The 18828-nt window shown below is 69.2% G+C and carries 14 protein-coding genes and 1 pseudogene; 7 read left to right on the top strand and 8 right to left on the bottom strand.

All coding sequences use genetic code 11. The annotated features are described in order from the left end of the window. Positions 1–12: 12 nt before the first annotated feature. Entirely contained in the window at positions 13–2316 is a 2304-nt protein-coding gene (locus DJ476_RS17030) for a DUF6049 family protein (protein ID WP_103418450.1), read from the bottom strand. A 182-nt stretch (positions 2317–2498) separates the two neighbouring features. Between DJ476_RS17030 and DJ476_RS17025 the strand changes: the two genes are divergently transcribed. Further along, the gene (locus tag DJ476_RS17025) at positions 2499–3941 is read left to right on the top strand and encodes a CCA tRNA nucleotidyltransferase (RefSeq protein ID WP_053560337.1); all 1443 of its coding nucleotides are present in this window, start codon (positions 2499–2501) and stop codon (positions 3939–3941) included. 114 nt (positions 3942–4055) lie between these two features. Here the strand turns inward: DJ476_RS17025 and DJ476_RS17020 are convergent, their stop codons facing one another. The 3 genes from DJ476_RS17020 to DJ476_RS17010 form a co-directional block, all read right to left on the bottom strand. Continuing rightward, a complete protein-coding gene (locus DJ476_RS17020; protein WP_112490954.1) occupies positions 4056–5324 on the bottom strand; it encodes an MFS transporter in 1269 nt (422 codons plus the stop codon). 126 nt (positions 5325–5450) lie between these two features. Then, positions 5451–6533, bottom strand: coding sequence for an inositol-3-phosphate synthase (locus DJ476_RS17015; protein WP_026237848.1), 1083 nt, complete (start codon positions 6531–6533; stop codon positions 5451–5453). A gap of 59 nt (positions 6534–6592) precedes the next feature. After that, a complete protein-coding gene (locus DJ476_RS17010; RefSeq protein ID WP_019767186.1) occupies positions 6593–7276 on the bottom strand; it encodes a PadR family transcriptional regulator in 684 nt (227 codons plus the stop codon). 399 nt (positions 7277–7675) lie between these two features. On the opposite strand from DJ476_RS17010, the pseudogene DJ476_RS17005 reads away from it, so the two are divergent. Together DJ476_RS17005 and DJ476_RS17000 are read left to right on the top strand one after the other, a co-directional pair. Beyond that, positions 7676–10380, top strand: a pseudogene (locus tag DJ476_RS17005) (transglycosylase domain-containing protein). A gap of 171 nt (positions 10381–10551) precedes the next feature. Beyond that, complete coding sequence (locus tag DJ476_RS17000; protein ID WP_103418453.1) at positions 10552–12057, top strand: glycosyltransferase family 87 protein; 1506 nt, start codon at positions 10552–10554, stop codon at positions 12055–12057. Between the two features lie 14 nt (positions 12058–12071). Here the strand turns inward: DJ476_RS17000 and DJ476_RS16995 are convergent, their stop codons facing one another. The 3 genes from DJ476_RS16995 to DJ476_RS16985 all read right to left on the bottom strand — a co-directional run bounded on the left by DJ476_RS16995 (position 12072) and on the right by DJ476_RS16985 (position 14807). Then, complete coding sequence (locus DJ476_RS16995) at positions 12072–13103, bottom strand: alanine racemase (RefSeq protein WP_018489852.1); 1032 nt, start codon at positions 13101–13103, stop codon at positions 12072–12074. An 81-nt stretch (positions 13104–13184) separates the two neighbouring features. Next, complete coding sequence (locus DJ476_RS16990) at positions 13185–14303, bottom strand: lipid II:glycine glycyltransferase FemX (protein WP_103418454.1); 1119 nt, start codon at positions 14301–14303, stop codon at positions 13185–13187. Between the two features lie 162 nt (positions 14304–14465). Next, positions 14466–14807 carry a hypothetical protein gene (locus tag DJ476_RS16985; RefSeq protein ID WP_019767190.1) on the bottom strand — a complete coding sequence of 114 codons (342 nt, stop codon included), beginning with the start codon at positions 14805–14807 and terminating at the stop codon, positions 14466–14468. A 357-nt stretch (positions 14808–15164) separates the two neighbouring features. On the opposite strand from DJ476_RS16985, the gene rpsF reads away from it, so the two are divergent. From rpsF to rplI, 4 genes are all read left to right on the top strand, one after another. Next, the gene (rpsF, locus tag DJ476_RS16980; protein ID WP_006126011.1) at positions 15165–15455 is read left to right on the top strand and encodes a 30S ribosomal protein S6; all 291 of its coding nucleotides are present in this window, start codon (positions 15165–15167) and stop codon (positions 15453–15455) included. A gap of 73 nt (positions 15456–15528) precedes the next feature. Next, a complete protein-coding gene (locus DJ476_RS16975; protein ID WP_053560333.1) occupies positions 15529–16131 on the top strand; it encodes a single-stranded DNA-binding protein in 603 nt (200 codons plus the stop codon). Positions 16132–16174: 43 nt separating this feature from the next. Beyond that, the gene (gene rpsR / locus DJ476_RS16970; RefSeq protein ID WP_003967857.1) at positions 16175–16411 is read left to right on the top strand and encodes a 30S ribosomal protein S18; all 237 of its coding nucleotides are present in this window, start codon (positions 16175–16177) and stop codon (positions 16409–16411) included. Positions 16412–16429: 18 nt separating this feature from the next. Beyond that, complete coding sequence (rplI, locus tag DJ476_RS16965) at positions 16430–16876, top strand: 50S ribosomal protein L9 (protein ID WP_019767192.1); 447 nt, start codon at positions 16430–16432, stop codon at positions 16874–16876. 183 nt (positions 16877–17059) lie between these two features. On the opposite strand, the gene DJ476_RS16960 is transcribed toward rplI, so the two are convergent. Then, a complete protein-coding gene (locus DJ476_RS16960; RefSeq protein WP_103418455.1) occupies positions 17060–18397 on the bottom strand; it encodes an MATE family efflux transporter in 1338 nt (445 codons plus the stop codon). Positions 18398–18828: the final 431 nt, after the last annotated feature.

Below are 18828 nucleotides of genomic sequence, written 5' to 3'. Positions count from 1 at the left end.
ACAGACATCGCTTCAACGGTCCACTTTCTCACCCGTTCCCGACGGGGCCCCGCTTTCCGGTCCGGTGTCCGGGGTCGGGTCACTCGGCTGCTCGGGTTCGCCGCCGTCGCCGTTCGCCGTGTCGCTTGCCACCGCGCGCTTGCGGGCTGTGTACATCCGGACCCCGGCCAGCACCAGAAGCAGCAGGCCACCGGCGATGACGAGCAGGACGGTGGGGGTGACCTCGGAGACCTTCACGGTGAAGGTCATTTCCTCGCCGTACGGTGTGCCGTCCTCGGTGAAGAGCCGGGCGGTCACCTGGGCGCGTCCGTTGGCGCTGGTCGCCGTGTCGAACTTCACCGACTGGCTGTGCCCGCCCGCGATCCTGACCGGCAGCTCGGCCTTCGTACCGTCGTCGTTGAACTTCAGCCGGATGTTGTCCGAGGACAGCCGCAGGACGAGCCGGTCGACGCCCTGCACCAGCTTGTTCTGCACCGTCACCGGGATCGTCGCGCTGCGGCCGGAGAGGGTGACGTCCGACTTGTCGATCAGCTGGACCTCGCCGGTGAGGTCCTTCAGATAGGTGAGCACGGCGTCCCGGTACTCCCGCGCCTCCGGGGCGCGGCCCCGCCAGGACGTCGACATCGAGCGGTTGACCGCGTTGCCGAACGGCGTCACCACGCGCTCGGGCTGGGTGAGGATGGTCTCGAAGCTGTCGACGGATCCCTGGGTGGTCCGGATGTCCTGGAACGCCTGGGTGGGCAGCTCCTGGCTGCGGAGCTTCTTCGGGTACGCGGAGGCCCGCGGCACCTTGGTGGTCGCCAGGGGGTCCGGCTTCACCTCGGCGGCGGCCACCAGCTCCTGCGGCTGCGTCCAGCGGTCGCCCGACAGGGCCTGGAGGGCGCGGGCCATCGACTGCGCCTGGGCGGCCGTGGGCATCCGTTGGGGTGCCACGACGATGGAGCGCTCGTTGTCCGGAGCCTGCTCGTTGAGGGCGAGGCTCTGGGCGAGGAACTTCTGGACCGCGAGGGTCGAGGCGCCCGCCCGGAGCATGCTGCCCTCGAACGCGGTGGAGAGCCGGGCGTCGGCGACGACCGCGGTGGTCCCCCCGCCGATCGGCCGGGCGGCCGTCGGGGTGTACGGCAGGTTGCCGGTCTCCCGGAGGCTGTCGCTGCGGGCGATCACGTTGTGGGCGCCCGCGGAGGTCGCCACGTCCACGATGCCCGGGTCGACCGCGCCGTTCACGGGCCAGGCGAAGTCGGTGGACGGCTTCACATGGAGGATGGTCTCGACCGTGGTGGCGCCCACCGTGGAGGCGTTCTGCAGATGGCTGAGCGTCCCGGAGACGCCCTTGCCCCGGTGGGCGATCGAGGCCAGGTCCGGGTCGCCGAACGGCAGCGCGATCACCTTGCCGTCCTCCACCACCTTCTCCAGGGCGGTGAGCCACTGCCTGGCCACGGCCTGGTTCGTGCCCGGGACGGTGCTCTCGCCGGACTTCACGTGGTAGGAGCCGGCCATCGCGGCGGCGCTCGCCAGCAGGTCCGGGTCGATCACCCAGGTGACGGGGAGGCGGCTGCCCAGGGCGACCATCTGCTCCAGCCGGCCGCCGGGCGCCAGCTCCTTCGCCAGGGAGTCGTCGGTGAAGACCGGCGTCTGCTGTTCGTCGGAGCGGGTCTGCGCGGTGACGTGCGGGGAGGCGATCAGCGGCCAGAGGAAGGTGAGCTTCGTCCGCTTGTCGCTCTTCCCGGGCTGCCAGGGGAGGTACGAGCGCTGGATGCCCAGCACCTGCTCGTAGGAGGAGGAAGAGGTGCGGCCGGAGACCGACACCCCCAGCTGGTAGACGCCCGAGGCGTCGAGGTCCAGCTTGTCGACGGGGACGGTGAGCGTGAAGTTCTGGCTGATCCCCTTGCGGAGCGCGGGCAGCTTCACCGCGAACTTGTCGTCGATCGGGGCCGGGTCGGCGCCGGGGAGATACCCCTTGCGCTTGGCGGCGTCGTCGACCTCGCCCCGCCCGGAGAGGCGCGGGCCCACCCGCAGGTCGACCTCCGCGTCGTCGATCGTCTCCTTGCCGTGGTTGGTGAGCGTCCCGGAGACGGTCAGGGTGTCCCCCTCCACGGGGGCGGCGGGGGAGAGCGTGTCCAGGGACACATCGACCGTACGGGAGCCCGTGGGGGCCTTCACGGCCGTCACGGGCTCGGCCGCCCCCGCACTCCCGGCGGCCGGAACGGCCAGCAGACCGGCCAGCAGAGGTGCCCCGATGAGGCCGGAGGCTGTGCGCCGCAGCCACCGGCGGGCAGGAGAGGGACGCATCCCCTGGATGTCTGCCGCCTGGGCCACGCGTCTACCCGTTCCTCGTCGTCATCGGAGTCCGTCGGTCGTTGTCGGTCCTGCGTCCCCGCATGGTAACGAGGTGCGGAGCGCCGAAGTGCTGGGGTCCGGCTCACATGATCGCGGGAAGTCCGCAGGGCCGGGATAAACGGTGACGCCACGGCCGGTCCGTGCACGTACCCTTTTCTGTTGTGCCGAACGCCAACGAAGAGAACGCCAGTGCCCTGAACCAGGTGCAGCATCGCGCGGTGAGTGAGCTGCTGCGTGTGTCCCCGGTCGCCGACGACCTCGCCCGCCGCTTCCGGGAGGCCGGATTCGGCCTCGCGCTGGTCGGCGGCTCGGTCCGCGACGCGCTGCTCGGCAGGCTCGGGAACGACCTGGACTTCACCACCGACGCCCGCCCCGAGGACGTACTGACCATCGTCCGTCCGTGGGCCGACGCGGTGTGGGAGGTCGGGATCGCCTTCGGCACCGTCGGCTCCCAGAAGGACGGCTACCAGATCGAGATCACGACCTACCGGTCGGAGGCGTACGACAGGACCTCGCGGAAGCCGGAGGTCTCCTACGGCGACTCCATCGAGGAGGACCTCGTACGCCGTGACTTCACGGTCAACGCGATGGCCGTCGCACTGCCGGAGAAGGAGTTCATCGACCCGCACGGCGGTCTGAAGGACCTCGCCGACCGTGTGCTGCGCACCCCGGGGACGGCCGAGGCGTCCTTCTCGGACGACCCGCTGCGCATGCTGCGTGCCGCCCGGTTCGCGGCGCAGCTGGACTTCGAGGTGGCCCCCGATGTCGTCACCGCGATGACGGAGATGGCCGGCCGGATCGAGATCGTCTCCGCCGAGCGGGTCCGCGAGGAACTGAACAAGCTTCTTCTCTCGGCCCACCCCCGTAAGGGCCTGGGTCTCCTCGTCGACACCGGGCTCGCCGACCACGTACTGCCCGAACTCCCCGCACTGCGGCTGGAGAGTGACGAGCATCACCGTCACAAGGACGTCTACGAGCACTCGCTGACCGTGCTGGAGCAGGCCATCGACCTGGAGGAGGACGGCCCCGACCTCGTCCTGCGGCTGGCCGCGCTGCTCCACGACATCGGCAAGCCGAGGACACGGCGCTTCGAGAAGGACGGCCGGGTCTCCTTCCACCACCACGAGGTGGTGGGCGCGAAGATGACCAAGAAGCGCATGACCGCGCTGAAGTACTCCAACGACCTGGTCAAGGACGTGTCGAGGCTGGTTGAACTCCACCTGCGCTTCCACGGGTACGGAGACGGCGAGTGGACCGACTCCGCCGTCCGCCGGTATGTGCGGGACGCCGGGCCGCTCCTCGAACGCCTCCACAAGCTGACCCGGTCCGACTGCACGACCCGGAACAAGCGCAAGGCGAACGCCCTCTCCCGGACCTACGACGGCCTGGAGGAGCGGATCGCCCTGCTCCAGGAGCAGGAGGAGCTGGACTCCATCCGCCCGGACCTGGACGGCAACGAGATCATGCAGATCCTCGGGGTCGGCCCCGGTCCGGTGATCGGCAAGGCGTACGCGTTCCTGCTGGAGCTGCGGCTGGAGCACGGCCCGCAGGAGCGCGACGCTGCCGTGGCGGCGCTCAAGGAATGGTGGGCGGGGCAGAGCTGAGCCGGTGCGGGTGATGTTTCACGTGAAACATCACCCGCACCGAGCCTGTCATCGGGCCCGTCGAGGGGCGTTGTTTCACGTGAAACAACGCCCCTCGACGCATCCCCTTCCGGCTCACCCGCCGCTGCTCGCGTATCGCCAGCGGGACATCGCCACCGCGACGGCCGCGTACAGCACGGCCACCCCCACGATCACGGCGGTGGACTGTCCGTCGGGCGGGAGCATCAGCGCTGCCACCCCCGCCGCGCTCACGAACGCGACGTTGAAGAGCACGTCGTAGAGGGAGAAGACCCGGCCGCGGAAGGAGTCGTCCACCGAGGTCTGGACGACCGTGTCCGTTGCGATCTTCGGGCCCTGGGTCACGACACCGAGCACGAAGGCGGCGACCAGCATCGGTACGGGGGTGAAGGAGAGGCCCAGCGCCGGTACCAGGACGGCCGCCGATCCGGCGCAGACCACGATCCAGCCGTACCGCCCGAACCGCCCCACGGCCCAGGGGGTCACCACGGCGGCGGTGAAGAAGCCCGCGCCGGAGACCCCGACGGCCAGGCCGAGGAGCGCCAGCCCGCCGGACTCGTCGTCCGACCAGGCGTACCGGCAGAGCATGAGCACGGTCACGGTGAGCGCGCCGTAGCAGAAGCGGAGCACCGTCATGGCGGCCAGCGCCCGGGCCGCGTGAACCCGTTCTCCCAGGTGGCGCAGTCCGGCGACGAGCCCGCGGGCGGTGATGGCCAGGGCGGCCCGCAACCGGAGGGGCGTCCCGTCGGGGTCGGGCCCCAGCAGCGTCCGGGGCAGGCTCAGCGACGCCAGCGCGGAGAGCAGATAGAGCATGGCCCCCAGGAGCACCACCGCCGCGTCGGACTCGTCAGCCACCAGCCGTACGGCGAAGGCGAGCCCGCCCCCGGCGGTGGCCGCGAGAGTACCGGCCGTCGGAGAGAGCGAGTTGGCGACGACGAGCCGCTCCTCGTCGACCACCCGTGGGAGCGCGGCGGATAGCCCGGCCAGGACGAAACGGTTGACGGCGGTGACGCAGAGGGCCGAGGCGTAGAAGAGCCAGTCCGGCACGGCGGCGAGGATCAGCAAGGCCGTGCAGGAGGCGAGGCAGGCCCGCAGGAGGTTCCCGTACAGGAACACCTGGCGCCGGGGCCAGCGGTCCAGCAGGACGCCGGCGAAGGGGCCGATCAGGGAGTACGGCAGGAGGAGCACCGCCATGGCCGAGGCGATGGCGGCCGCCGAGGTCTGCCTCTCCGGGGAGAAGACGACGTACGCGGCGAGGGCGACCTGGTAGACGCCGTCGGCGCACTGGGAGAGGAGCCGCACGGTGAGCAGGCGGCGGAAGTTCCGCAGGCGCAGCAGGGTGCCCAGATCACGCGCGACAGACATGGGAGCAAGCGTCACACACGTCGGGGGTCCGCGGGCGGATTGCCCGGGGACCCCCGACGTGCGGCAGGAGGAGGTGAGCGTCGCCGCTCAGTTCTCCGGTGGAGCGGTCAGGCGGTGGGAGCCGGTTCAGCGCTCGGTCTCGCCCTTGATGAACTTCTCGACGTTCTCGCGGGCCTCGTCGTCGAAGTACTGCACGGGCGGCGACTTCATGAAGTAGCTGCTCGCGGAGAGGATGGGGCCGCCGATGCCGCGGTCCTTGGCGATCTTCGCCGCACGGACGGCGTCGATGATGACACCGGCCGAGTTCGGGGAGTCCCACACCTCGAGCTTGTACTCCAGGTTCAGCGGGACGTCACCGAAGGCGCGGCCCTCGAGGCGCACGTACGCCCACTTGCGGTCGTCCAGCCAGGCCACGTAGTCCGACGGGCCGATGTGGACGTTGCCGTCGCCCAGCTCCCGGTCACGGATCTGCGAGGTGACGGCCTGCGTCTTCGAGATCTTCTTGGACTCCAGGCGCTCACGCTCGAGCATGTTCTTGAAGTCCATGTTGCCGCCGACGTTCAGCTGCATCGTGCGGTCCAGGATGACGCCCCGGTCCTCGAAGAGCTTCGCCATGACGCGGTGCGTGATGGTGGCGCCGACCTGGGACTTGATGTCGTCGCCGACGATCGGGACACCGGCCTCGGTGAACTTGTCCGCCCACTCCTTGGTGCCGGCGATGAAGACCGGGAGGGCGTTGACGAAGGCGACCTTGGCGTCGATGGCGCACTGCGCGTAGAACTTCGCGGCGACCTCGGAACCGACGGGCAGGTAGCAGACGAGGACGTCGACCTGCTTGTCCTTGAGGACCTGGACGATGTCGACCGGGGCGTCCGCGGACTCCTCGATCGTCTCGCGGTAGTACTTGCCCAGACCGTCGTGGGTGTGGCCGCGCTGGACGGTGACGCCCGTGTTCGGCACGTCCGCGATCTTGATGGTGTTGTTCTCGCTGGCGCCGATGGCGTCCGCGAGGTCGAGGCCGACCTTCTTCGCGTCGACGTCGAAGGCGGCGACGAACTCGACGTCGCGGACGTGGTAATCGCCGAACTGGACGTGCATCAGACCGGGCACCTTGCCGGCCGGATCGGCGTCCTTGTAGTACTCGACGCCCTGCACCAGCGAGGCGGCGCAGTTGCCCACGCCTACGATGGCTACGCGAACCGAACCCATTCCGGTTGCTCCCTGTGTTATCGGTGTTTCCGATGAAGTCCCCGCGGAACGCGGTGACTTCACTTGGTGGTGTCGTCGGACGGATCCGGCGGGGTGTCACCCCGGCGCCGGGGCAGGCCGCCCGTCTCTCCTGATGTGTCCTGCTGAGCAGAGCCCTCGGGCGAGGATCGTCTCCGATCCCGTCCCGACCGCTCGCTCTCGATGAGCTCGTTCAGCCAGCGCACTTCGCGCTCCACGGACTCCATGCCGTGTCGCTGCAGCTCAAGTGTGTAGTCGTCGAGTCGTTCACGCGTGCGGGCGAGAGAGGCGCGCATCTTCTCCAGCCGCTCCTCCAGCCTGCTGCGTCGCCCTTCGAGCACCCGCATCCGCACCTCGCGTTCGGTCTGGCCGAAGAAGGCGAAGCGAGCGGCGAAGTGCTCGTCCTCCCAGGCGTCCGGACCGGTGTGCGAGAGCAGCTCCTCGAAGTGCTCCTTACCTTCCGCCGTCAGCCGGTAGACGATCTTGGCCCGGCGGCCTGAGAGCGAGGACGCCGGGGCGCTGTCCGCCTGGTCACCGGCGGGCTCCTCGATCAACCAGCCGTTGGACACCAGCGTCTTGAGGCAGGGATAGAGCGTCCCGTAGCTGAACGCGCGGAAGATGCCCAGCGAGGTGTTGAGGCGTTTGCGCAGCTCGTAGCCGTGCATCGGAGACTCGCGGAGCAGCCCGAGAACGGCGAACTCGAGGATGCCGGAGCGTCGGCTCACGTGCGTCTCCTCCTTCTGCCGCCGGTTCCGCGGGGAGCCGCTGCCGGACCCACTGACGTACTTATGCCGCACTGATGTATCGACTCGATACATCAGCACGATAGATCGCGTTCACGGGATCGACAAGGGTGACCTTCGTGAGCGGCGTCACATCGTCAATTCGTAGGAAGCGACTTGCGTTGTTTGGGGTGAAGTTCGGCCCTAGGCGGGTTTTGACCGTGCGTAGTCTGTGCGGCATGCAGACCACCGGGAACCGCGAGGCGCCACTGCGCGTCAGTCATCGAGGACTGCCGGGCGGGCTGCGGATGAGCCTTCCGCAGGGCTGGTCCGTAATTCGGGGGGACCGGATCTCAACTGCCGCTTCCAGGCGCTCTCGCCTGCCCGAGGAGTAGTCGTTCCATGAGCGAGCACCGTCGCAAATCGTCTCAGCCGCAGGGTGGCGGGCGGGCCGCGGCCAGACGAGCCGCCCAGCAGTCCACAGGGCGCCGTGCGGCTCCGTCACGCAGAGCTACGTCCGAGTCACCTTCCGAATCGTACGGGGGGGAGCGCCAGCACGGGACCCGTGCGGAGGCCCGTCGTGCGGCTCAGCGCGGCGGAGGCCGGCGGCGGGGCGGGGGCGACGCCGGCCCTCCCGGCAAGAAGAGGGTCATCGACTACCCGCGGTACGGCAAGTACGGATTCCGTCGGTGGGTGCCCTCGTGGAAGCTGGTCTCGGGGCTCTGCATCGGCTTCCTCGGCCTGCTCATGGGCGTGGCGGGCGTCTCGTACGCCCTGGTGAGCAAGCCGAGCATCCAGGACGCGGCCAAGGCGCAGAACAACGTCTACTACTGGGCCAACGGCGAGCAGATGGTGGCGACCGGCGGTGTGGTCAACCGCCAGGAGATCAGCTACGAGCAGATCCCCGAGGCGATGCGGAACGCCGTGGTCTCGGCCGAGAACAAGAGCTTCTGGAGCGACCGGGGCATCGACCCCAAGGGCATCGGCCGGGCCGTGTTCAACATGGCCACGGGCGGTCAGACCCAGGGTGGTTCGACCATCACCCAGCAGTACGTGAAGAACTCGCGGCTCAACCAGGACCAGACGTTCACGCGTAAGTTCAAGGAACTCTTCATCACCCTCAAGGTGGCCGGGGAGGAGGACAAGCGGGACGTCATGGCCGGCTACCTGAACGTCTCGTACTACGGACGCGGCGCCTCCGGTCTGCAGGCCGCGGCTCGTACGTACTACGACAAGGACGCCACGGACCTGAACCCGAGCGAGTGCGCCTTCCTGGCGACGCTGCTCAAGGGGCCAGTTACTACGACCCGGCCGGCGCCGTCGAGATCGACAAGAACGCGACACCCGAGGCCAACACCAAGCGCGCCAAGGACCGCTGGGAGTGGATCCTCGACGAGCAGGTCAAGGACGGCCGGATGACGGCGGCCGACCGGGCGAAGTACACCGAGTTCCCGATGCCCAAGCCGCCGCGGAAGAACGCGAAGCTGGGCGGTCAGACCGGTTACCTGGTGGAGCTGGCGCGCAAGTACTTCCTCGCCAACAACACCGAGAACATCACCGCCAAGGACATGGAGCTCGGCGGTTTCGAGATCCACACCACCTTCGACAAGAAGAAGGTGGACCAGCTGGCCGCTGCGGTGGACAAGGTCTACAAGGCCAAGATCCGCCCGGAGGAGCGCCCCAAGACGGACACCCATGTGGAGTTCGGCGGGGCCTCGGTGGACGCCCAGACCGGCGCCATCCTCGCCACGTACGGCGGTCAGGACGCCACGAAGCACTTCACCAACAACGCCGACGCGACCGGCGCCCAGGTCGGCTCGACCTGGAAGCCCTTCGTCCTGGCGGCGGCGATGCAGTACGGCGCCCGCGACCCGAACCTCGGCCCCGAGCAGAACGAGTCCCAGCGCACCATCGTCTCCCCGGAGAGCGTCTACAACGGCGACAACAAGCTGCGGATCCGGAACTACAACGGCGAGGTCTGGAAGGGCAAGGACGACCAGGAGTGGCTCCAGACCAACGACGGCCAGCAGGACTACGGTGACATCGACCTGCGGTACGCCATGGAGAAGTCGGCCAACTCCCCCTTCGTACAGCTCGGTATGGACGTCGGGACGGACAAGGTCAAGGACGCCGCCGTCGCGGCCGGTCTGCGGGACGACGGCATGATGGCGGACTCCACCGTTCCGTCGTTCTCCATCGGTACGTCATCGCCCAGCGCCATCCGCATGGCGGGCGCCTACGCCACCTTCGCCACGAGCGGCCAGCAGAACCCGACGTACTCGGTCACCGAGGTGAAGCAGGAGGGCAAGGTCGTCTTCAAGCACAAGAAGCAGTCCAAGCGCGCCTTCTCCCCGCTCATCGCGGACAACATCACGGATGTCCTGAAGGGCGTGGTGGAGAAGGGCACCGGAAAGCCCGCGAAGCTCGAAGGGCGCGAGGCGGCCGGCAAGACCGGTACGACGGACGGCAACAAGTCCGCCTGGTTCGTCGGCTACACCCCCCAGATCTCGACGGCGATCAGCATGTTCCGGCTGGACGACGACGAGACCAACAAGGACCGCACGTTCGAGGAGATGTTCGGCACCGGCGGCGAGGCGAAGATCCACGGAAGCTCGTTCCCGGCGACCATCTGGCACGACTACATGACCGCGGCGATGAAGGGGAAGAAGGCCGTCAAGTTCCCCGAGGCGCAGCCGATCGGTGAGACGGTCTGGGGCGGTGGCGCGGCCAGCCCGACCCCGACGCCCAGCCCGACGCCGTCCCCGTCGCCCTCCAGCGAGGAGCCGGAGCCGCCGACACCGTCCCCGACGCCCACGACCCCGACGCCCACGCCGAGCAAGAGCTGCGACACCTGGGACTGGGACTGCCACAACAACCCCAACGGTGGCGGTGCCAACGCCGGTGCCGACGGCGGAGCCAACGCGGGAGCGGCCGACGGCGGTGCCAACGCCGGAGCGAACGGCGGAGCCGACGGCGGTGCGAACGCGGGAGCGGACGGGGGTGCCAACACCGGTACCACCGAAGGCACCACCGAAGGTGCCGCCAACGGCGGCAACGGGGCCAACGGTGCCAATGGCGGGAACGGCGGCTGGTGGACCGGCGGCTAGCCGTAGCGCGGCAGGGGCCGTGACGGGCCCCGGACGCCCGCAGTACGAGGGCCGTCGCCACCCGGAAAGGGTCGCGGCGGCCCTCGTCGTCTCCCGGCCGCGCCGGGCCGCCTGCGGTGTCCTGGGCCCGGTCCGCCCCGGGCCACAGCCCCGTACGGCAGGATGTGCGGCATGCCAAGCCCCAGTGCAGAGGACACGAGCGTGCAGCAGCAGGAGCGGCCCGTCGTGCGGCCCACCGATCAGGACGAGGTCGCGGCGGCCGGCAGTGAGCTGTTCGGCGGGCGGGTGGGCCGCTGGGCGCGGCTCGGCGACGGGCCCCTGACGCCCGTACGCGTCGTCGCCCTGACCATGATCGGGATGTTCGCCCTGGGCATGGTCCAGAAGATCCCCTGCTACGAGTGGGCCTGGTTCCGCGGCGCCACCTCGCAGTACACGCACGCCTGCTACTCCGACATCCCGCACCTCTTCCTGGGGCGCGGCTTCGCCGACGGTCTGATCCCGTACTTCGACCGGCTGAGCGGCGACATGCAGTACCTGGAGTACCCCGTACTGACCGGGGTGTTCATGCAGATCGCCTCCTGGCTGACGCTGACCCCGGACAGCGACCCGATCCAGCAGCGCGAGCAGATGTACTGGATGGTCAACGCGGGCATGCTGATGATCTGCGCGGTGATCATCGCGGTGTGCACCGTACGGACGCACCGGCGTCGCCCCTGGGACGGCCTGCTGGTCGCGCTGGCCCCCGCCTTCGCTCTTACTGCCACCATCAACTGGGACCTGCTGGCCGTCGCGCTGACGGCTGCGGCGATGCTCATGTGGTCGCGGGGCCGGGTGCTCGCGTTCGGCATCCTCATCGGCCTCGCGACGGCCGCCAAGCTCTACCCCGTCCTGCTGCTCGGTCCGCTCCTGGTGCTCTGCTGGCGGGCGGGGCGGTGGCGCGAGTACGGCACGGCGCTGCTCGGCGCGGCGGCGGCCTGGCTGGTGGTCAACCTGCCGGTGATGCTCTACGCCCCCGAGGGATGGCGGAAGTTCTACACCTTCAGCCAGGAGCGGCCGATCGACTTCGGTTCGTTCTGGCTGATCATCACCCAGCGCACCGGCAAGCCCATCGATGTCGAGACGGTCAACACCGCCTCCGTGGTCCTGATGGTGGTCTTCTGCGCGGGCATCGCGGGGCTGGCGCTCACCGCCGCGCGCCGGCCGCGCTTCGCCCAGCTGGCGTTCCTGGTGGTGGCCGCGTTCATCCTGACGAACAAGGTCTACTCACCGCAGTACGTGCTCTGGCTTATCCCGCTCGCCGTACTGGCCCGGCCGCGCTGGCGCGACTTCCTCATCTGGCAGGCCTGCGAGGTCATGTACTTCCTGGGGATCTGGTTCTACCTCGCGTACACCAGCGGCGGCGACAAGCACCAGGGGCTGCCGCAGGAGGGGTACCAGCTCGCGATCGCCCTGCACCTGCTGGGCACGCTCTACCTGTGCGCCCTGGTCGTCCGGGACATCCTGCTGCCGGAGAAGGATCCGGTGCGCCGGGACGGGTCGGACGACCCGTCGGGCGGGGTGCTCGACGGGGCGCCGGACGCGTTCGTGCTGGCACCCGATGCCCGGGCGTCCGGGCAGCATCAGGCCCGGACGGTCACGGAGACCCAGGTGGAGTGGGGCGTGGCCCGGGAGCGCTGACCCGGGCGGCCCGCTCAGCGGTCGACGAGCCGGTCGTACTGCGTGGTCGTGTGGCGCAGATGGGCGACCAGCTCGTCACCGACCCGCGGCTCCTGCGCGTCCGAGGGCACGAACAGGATCGACACCTGCATGTGCGGCGGCTCGGCGAACCAGCGCTGCTTGCCCGCCCAGACGAACGGCGACAGGTTGCGGTTGACCGTGGCCAGCCCCGCGCGCGCGACGCCCTTGGCCCGCGGCATCACCCCGTGCAGCGCCTTGGGCGCCTCCAGGCCGACCCCGTGCGACGTACCGCCCGCGACGACGACCAGCCAGCCGTCGGACGCGGCCTTCTGCTGGCGGTAGCCGAACCGGTCACCCTTGACGACGGGTGTGACGTCCAGGACGGCGCCCCGGTACTCGGTGGCCTCGTGGTCGCCCAGCCAGAGCCGGGTGCCGATCCGGGCGCGGAAGCGGGTCTGCGGGAACTGCTGCTGGAGCCGGGCCAGCTCCTCGGCGCGCAGATGGCTGACGAACATGGTGTGCAGGGGCAGCCGGGCGGCGCGCAGCCGGTCCATCCACCCTATGACCTCCTCGACGGCGTCCGAGCCGTCGGTGCGGTCCAGCGGCAGGTGCAGCGCGAAGCCTTCGAGCCGTACGTCCTCGATCGCCGCGTGCAGCAGCCCCAGCTCCTCCTCCTTGACGCCGTGGCGCTTCATCGAGCTCATGCACTCGATGACGACCCGGGCGCCCACCAGGGCGTGCACCCCGTCGACGGAGGAGACGGACCGGATGACCCGGTCCGGCAGCGGGACGGGCTCCTCGCCCCGGCGGAACGGGGTCAGGACGAGCAGGTCGCCGCTGAACCAGTCCTTGATCGTGGCGGCCTCGTAGGTGGTGCCGACGGCCAGGGTGTCGGCACCGAAGCGGATCGTCTCGTCGGCGAGCCGCTCGTGGCCGAAGCCGTACCCGTTGCCCTTGCAGACCGGTACGAGGCCGGGGAACTGGTCGATCACGGACTTCTGGTGCGCCCGCCAGCGCGCGGTGTCGACGTAGAGGGAGAGCGCCATGGCCGGCCCGGAACCTTTCTGGTGGCTGCGGTGAGTTTCGGAGGACGAACGGGGTTGTACGGGGAGGGGTGCCGAAGCGGGTCAGCGGCGCGACATGTAGATGTCGAGCGCCTTGTGGAGCAGCTTGTTGAGCGGGAAGTCCCACTCGCCGACGTACTCCACGGCCTCGCCGCCGGTGCCGACCTTGAACTGGATCAGGCCGAAGAGGTGGTCGTTCTCGTCCAGCGAGTCGCTGATCCCGCGCAGGTCGTAGACGGTGGCGCCCATCGCGTAGCTGTCGCGGAGCATCCGCCACTGCATGGCGTTGGACGGCCGGACCTCGCGCCCGATGTTGTCGGAGGCTCCGTAGGAGTACCAGACGTGCCCGCCGACGACGAGCATGGTGGCGGCGGAGAGGTTCACACCGTTGTGCCGGGCGAAGTAGAGCCGCATCCGGTTGGGGTCCTCGGAGTTGAGGACCGTCCACATGCGCTGGAAGTACGAGAGCGGGCGCGGCCGGAAGTGGTCGCGGACGGCCGTGATCTCGTAGAGCCGCTGCCACTCGGCCAGGTCCTCGTAGCTGCCCTGGACGACCTCGACACCGGCCTTGTCGGCCTTCTTGATGTTGCGGCGCCACAGCTGGTTGAAGCCCTTGAGGACGTCCTCCAGGGAGCGGTTGGCCAGCGGCACCTGGAAGACGTAACGGGGCTGTACGTCACCGAAACCGGCGCCCCCGTCCTCGCCCTGCTGCCAGCCCATCTTCCGCAGCCGGTCCGCGACCTCGAAGGCGCGCGGCTCGATGTGGGTGGCCTCGACGTCGCGCAGCCGCTTCACGTCCGGGTCCTGGATGCCGGACTTGATGGCGGCCGAGTCCCAGCGGCGGATGACCACCGGCGGGCCCATCTTCACGGAGAAGGCGCCCTGCTGCTTGAGGTGGGCGAGCATCGGCTGGAGCCAGTCGTCCAGGTTGGGCGCGTACCAGTTGATGACCGGGCCCTCGGGGAGGTACGCCAGGTAGCGCTTGATCTTGGGCAGCTGGCGGTAGAGGACGAGGCCGGCGCCGACGATCTCGCCGTTCTTGTCGAACCAGCCCAGGTTCTCCGAGCGCCACTCGGTCTTCACGTCAGCCCACGCCGGGACCTGGCAGTGACTGGCCGAGGGCAGGCTCTGGATGTATGCCAGATGCTGCTCTCGGCTGATGGTCCTCAGGGTCAGGCTCATGCGGGGCGCTCCTCGGCAGGTGTGTCCCCATGGGTCAGGGGCTCCGGCTCTCGCGCCGAAGCCTACTGTGGCCGAGGGGCACCTGGCCTGGCCGCGTAGGGCCGGATCGCACCCGGTGGACCGACGCGACCGCGTGAGCGGCCGCGCCGGACGGTGCGCCGCTCAGGTGATGACGCCGCCGAAGAGGCCGCCGTGCGCCATCCCGAGGTAGAAGCCGACCGCGGAGGCACCGATCCCCACGATCAGACCGAACCTCTCCCAGGTGGTCTTCGAGATGTACTGGCCGTAGAGGCCGGTCAGGATGCCGACCAGCCCTGCCCACGAGCTGATCAGGTGCAGATGGTGGAACATCGCCGTCACGAAGGCGAGGATGCCGAGGACCCCGGTCACCACCATCAGGACGTCCTGGACGGGGTGCGGCCTGCCGTCCGTCGCGAAGAGCGAGCCGGTGGCGGGGCGGCCGGTCGTGGACCGGGAGCCGGCGGGGCGGATGGTCTGTGCCATGGAGTACCTCCTGGCCGGACGGGCGGTGGAATGTAGCGCCTCTCACACCGCATCTGTCTCCGATTGTGCCCCCGGGGCCCCGGATCTGCCCTCCGGGCCCGCCCCGCCCTGCCCCGGGGCCGGGCCGCGGGTGCCCGCTGACCTCCGGATTTCAACCGGAAGCCGGTCTACGGGTAGTCTGTACGGTCTGCACCGGTGTCTGCCCAGGCCGGCACGGCGAGCCCCCTCCTCCAGGAACATCCCGGGAGCGGGTTGTCAGTGCCGGGTGTTCTCCTCGGGGACACCGTTGCTCACGCATCACGACCCTCCTGCCACGGAACGACCGTGGCCGCTGAGTCCAAAGGAGGTGGGTTCCACATGCGTCACTACGAGGTGATGGTCATCCTCGACCCCGATCTCGAGGAGCGCGCAGTCTCCCCGCTGATCGAGAACTTCCTCTCCGTCGTCCGTGAGGGCAACGGAAAGGTGGAGAAGGTCGACACCTGGGGCCGTCGTCGGCTCGCTTACGAGATCAAGAAGAAGCCCGAGGGCATCTACTCGGTCATCGACCTGCAGGCCGAGCCTGCGGTCGTCAAGGAGCTCGACCGCCAGATGAACCTGAACGAGTCGGTCCTCCGGACCAAGGTCCTCCGTCCCGAGGTCCACTGAGCATTCCGCTCAGCGGTTTTCGGGTCCGAGTAGCAGCAAGCAGCCAGAAGCAATCCCGCCGAGAGGTTCACCCATGGCAGGCGAGACCGTCATCACGGTCGTCGGCAATCTCGTCGACGACCCCGAGCTGCGCTTCACCCCGTCCGGTGCGGCGGTCGCGAAGTTCCGTGTCGCGTCCACTCCCCGCATCTTCGACCGGCAGACCAATGAGTGGAAGGACGGCGAAGGCCTGTTCCTGACCTGCTCGGTCTGGCGTCAGGCGGCGGAGAACGTCGCGGAATCGCTCCAGCGTGGCATGCGCGTCGTCGTGCAGGGCCGGCTGAAGCAGCGGTCCTACGAGGACCGTGAGGGCGTCAAGCGCACGGTCTACGAGCTGGATGTCGAGGAAGTCGGCCCCAGCCTCAAGAACGCCACGGCCAAGGTCACCAAGACCACCGGTCGCGGCGGTCAGGGCGGCCAGGGCGGATACGGCGGCGGTGGCCAGCAGGGCGGCGGCAACTGGGGCGGCGGTCCCGGTGGCGGTGGCCAGCAGGGCGGCGGCGGTGCTCCCGCCGACGACCCGTGGGCGACCGGTGCGCCTTCCGGCGGCCAGCAGGGCGGCGGAGGCGGCTGGGGCGGAAACCCCGGCAACTCCGGCGGCTCCGGCGGCGGCTACTCGGACGAGCCTCCCTTCTAGGGCGGGCTCGTACCCCACTTCTTGATCACACAGGAGAAACACCATGGCGAAGCCGCCTGTGCGCAAGCCTAAGAAGAAGGTCTGCGCGTTCTGCAAGGACAAGACCCAGTACGTGGACTACAAGGACACGAACATGCTGCGGAAGTTCATTTCCGACCGCGGCAAGATCCGTGCCCGCCGCGTCACCGGCAACTGCACGCAGCACCAGCGTGACGTCGCCACGGCAGTCAAGAACAGCCGTGAGATGGCGCTGCTGCCCTACACGTCCACCGCGCGATAAGGGAAGGGTGACAACAGCATGAAGATCATCCTCACCCACGAGGTCTCCGGCCTCGGCACCGCCGGCGACGTCGTCGACGTCAAGGACGGGTACGCCCGTAACTACCTGGTTCCGCGTGGCTTCGCCATCCGCTGGACCAAGGGCGGCGAGAAGGACGTGGCGCAGATCCGCCGCGCCCGCAAGATCCACGAGATCGCGACGATCGAGCAGGCCAACGAGGTCAAGGCCAAGCTCGAGGCCGTCAAGGTCCGCCTGGCCGTTCGCTCCGGCGACGCCGGCCGGCTCTTCGGCTCGGTCACCCCGGCCGACATCGCTTCGGCGATCAAGGCCGCCGGTGGTCCCGAGGTCGACAAGCGCCGCGTCGAGCTCGGTGCGCCGATCAAGACGCTCGGCGGGCACCAGGTGTCCGTCCGTCTGCACCCCGAGGTCGCGGCGAAGCTCGGCGTCGAGGTCGTTGCTGCCTAAGGGCAGGACTCGGCAGAGCAGGTGAAGGGCCGCACCCCGTTGAGGGGTGCGGCCCTTCACTGTGCACCGGGTGCCGGGCACGCCGGGCGCTGACGTTTCACGTGAAACAGCGTGGCCGGGGTCGAACGATGAGGCGGAGCGTTTCACGTGAAACAGTCGTGGCCGCCGTACCGGATCCGTCCGTCAGCGAGTCGCTCCGGTGACGATCCACCGCCCGGAGCGGGTACGCACCCAGAGGGTGATCAGCCGGACGGCCATCATCAGCGTCATCGCCCACCAGAGCGCGGTGAGGCCGCCGCCGAGAGTCGGCACCAGAAGCGCGACGGGGGCGAAGACTGCCAGCGTTACCAGCATGGCCCACGCCAGATAGCGTCCGTCCCCCGCGCCCATCAGTACGCCGTCGAGGACGAAGACCACTCCGGCGATCGGCTGCGACACCGCCACGACCAGGAGCGCGGGGAGCAGGGTCTCCTTCACCGCCGGATCGCTGGTGAAGAGCGGGATGAAGAGAGGCCGGGCGAGCATGATCAGCACCCCGAGCGCGATACCGCAGCCGATGCCCCACTCGACCATGCGGCGGCAGGCCTCGCGGGCCCCCTTCTCGTCGTTCGCCCCCAGGTAGCGGCCGATGATGGCCTGCCCCGCGATGGCGATGGCGTCGAGCGCGAACGCGGTCAGGCTCCAGAGGGAGAGGATGATCTGGTGCGCGGCGATGTCGGCGTCGCCGAGCCGGGCCGCCACGGCGGTGGCGATCATCAGGACGGCTCGGAGCGAAAGGGTCCGGACCAGGAGGGGGACACCCGCGCGGGCGCTGGCCCTGATGCCGACGGCGTCGGGGCGCAGGGAGGCGCCGTGTCTGCGGGCTCCGCGGACGACGACGATCAGATAGGCGACGGCCATGCCGACCTGAGCGATCACCGTGCCCCAGGCGGATCCGGCGATGCCGAGCCCGGCCCCGTAGACGAGGACCACATTGAGGATGCCGTTCGCCGTGAAACCGCCGATCGCGACGTACAGCGGGGTCCGGGTGTCCTGGAGCCCGCGCAGTACGCCGGTGGCGGCGAGGACGACGAGCATGGCCGGGATGCCGAAGCTGGAGATCCGCAGGTAGGTGACGGCGTACGGGGCGGCGGTGTCAGAGGCGCCGAAGACGTCCACGAGCCAGGGGGCCGAGGGGATGGCGAGCGCGACGACGACGGCACCGAGCAGCAGGGCGAGCCAGATCCCGTCCATGCCCTGGCGGATCGCGGCGGGCAGATCGCCCGCGCCGACCCGTCGGGCCACGGCGGCCGTGGTGGCGTAGGCGAGGAAGACGAAGATGCTGACGGCGGTCATCAGCAGGGCCGCTGCGATACCGAGGCCGGCCAGTTGCGGGGTGCCGAGATGTCCGACGATCGCGCTGTCGACCATGACGAACAGGGGCTCGGCGACCAGCGCGCCGAACGCGGGTACGGCGAGGGCGACGATCTCGCGGTCGTGCCGTCGGCGGCCTGTTCGCGGAGTGGTGGGGGCCGGGGTCATGGGGGTCAATCTAATCTTCCACAGGTAAGAGATGCAATGGCCTATTGTCCCTTACGTATATTCCCTCGGGTCGTTCGTCCGTGCGCCGTTCGCAGGGATCTTGAAATTGGGACGAAAGTTTTTCTCCCCCACAGTCAGTGGACTGAGAACATGCAGGTCAGGCGGGTGATGGTGGTGTGGCTATGAGTTTGTCCACAGTGCTGTCCCCTGTTCCGTGCACAGGTTCCGAGGAGTTCTCCACAGCATCTGCTCCGTCGTCCACATGCCCTGTGGATAACCAGATTGGCTGACGGTGGAGACGGGCCTACCGTGGTCCGGCGCCCGCACTCCGTTCCGGCACCGGAATCAGCAGAACCAGACGCGCCGGAAGCGGAGTCGGGCGACTTGTTTGTCGGTGCCGTGCCGTAAGAAAGAGTGGCACGGCTAGGTCC

Source organism: Streptomyces bacillaris, from assembly GCF_003268675.1.
In the GTDB taxonomy this organism is placed as follows: domain Bacteria; phylum Actinomycetota; class Actinomycetes; order Streptomycetales; family Streptomycetaceae; genus Streptomyces; species Streptomyces bacillaris.
The sequence above is the reverse complement of the archived record's forward strand: the minus strand, read 5'-3'. Positions and strand labels throughout refer to the sequence as shown.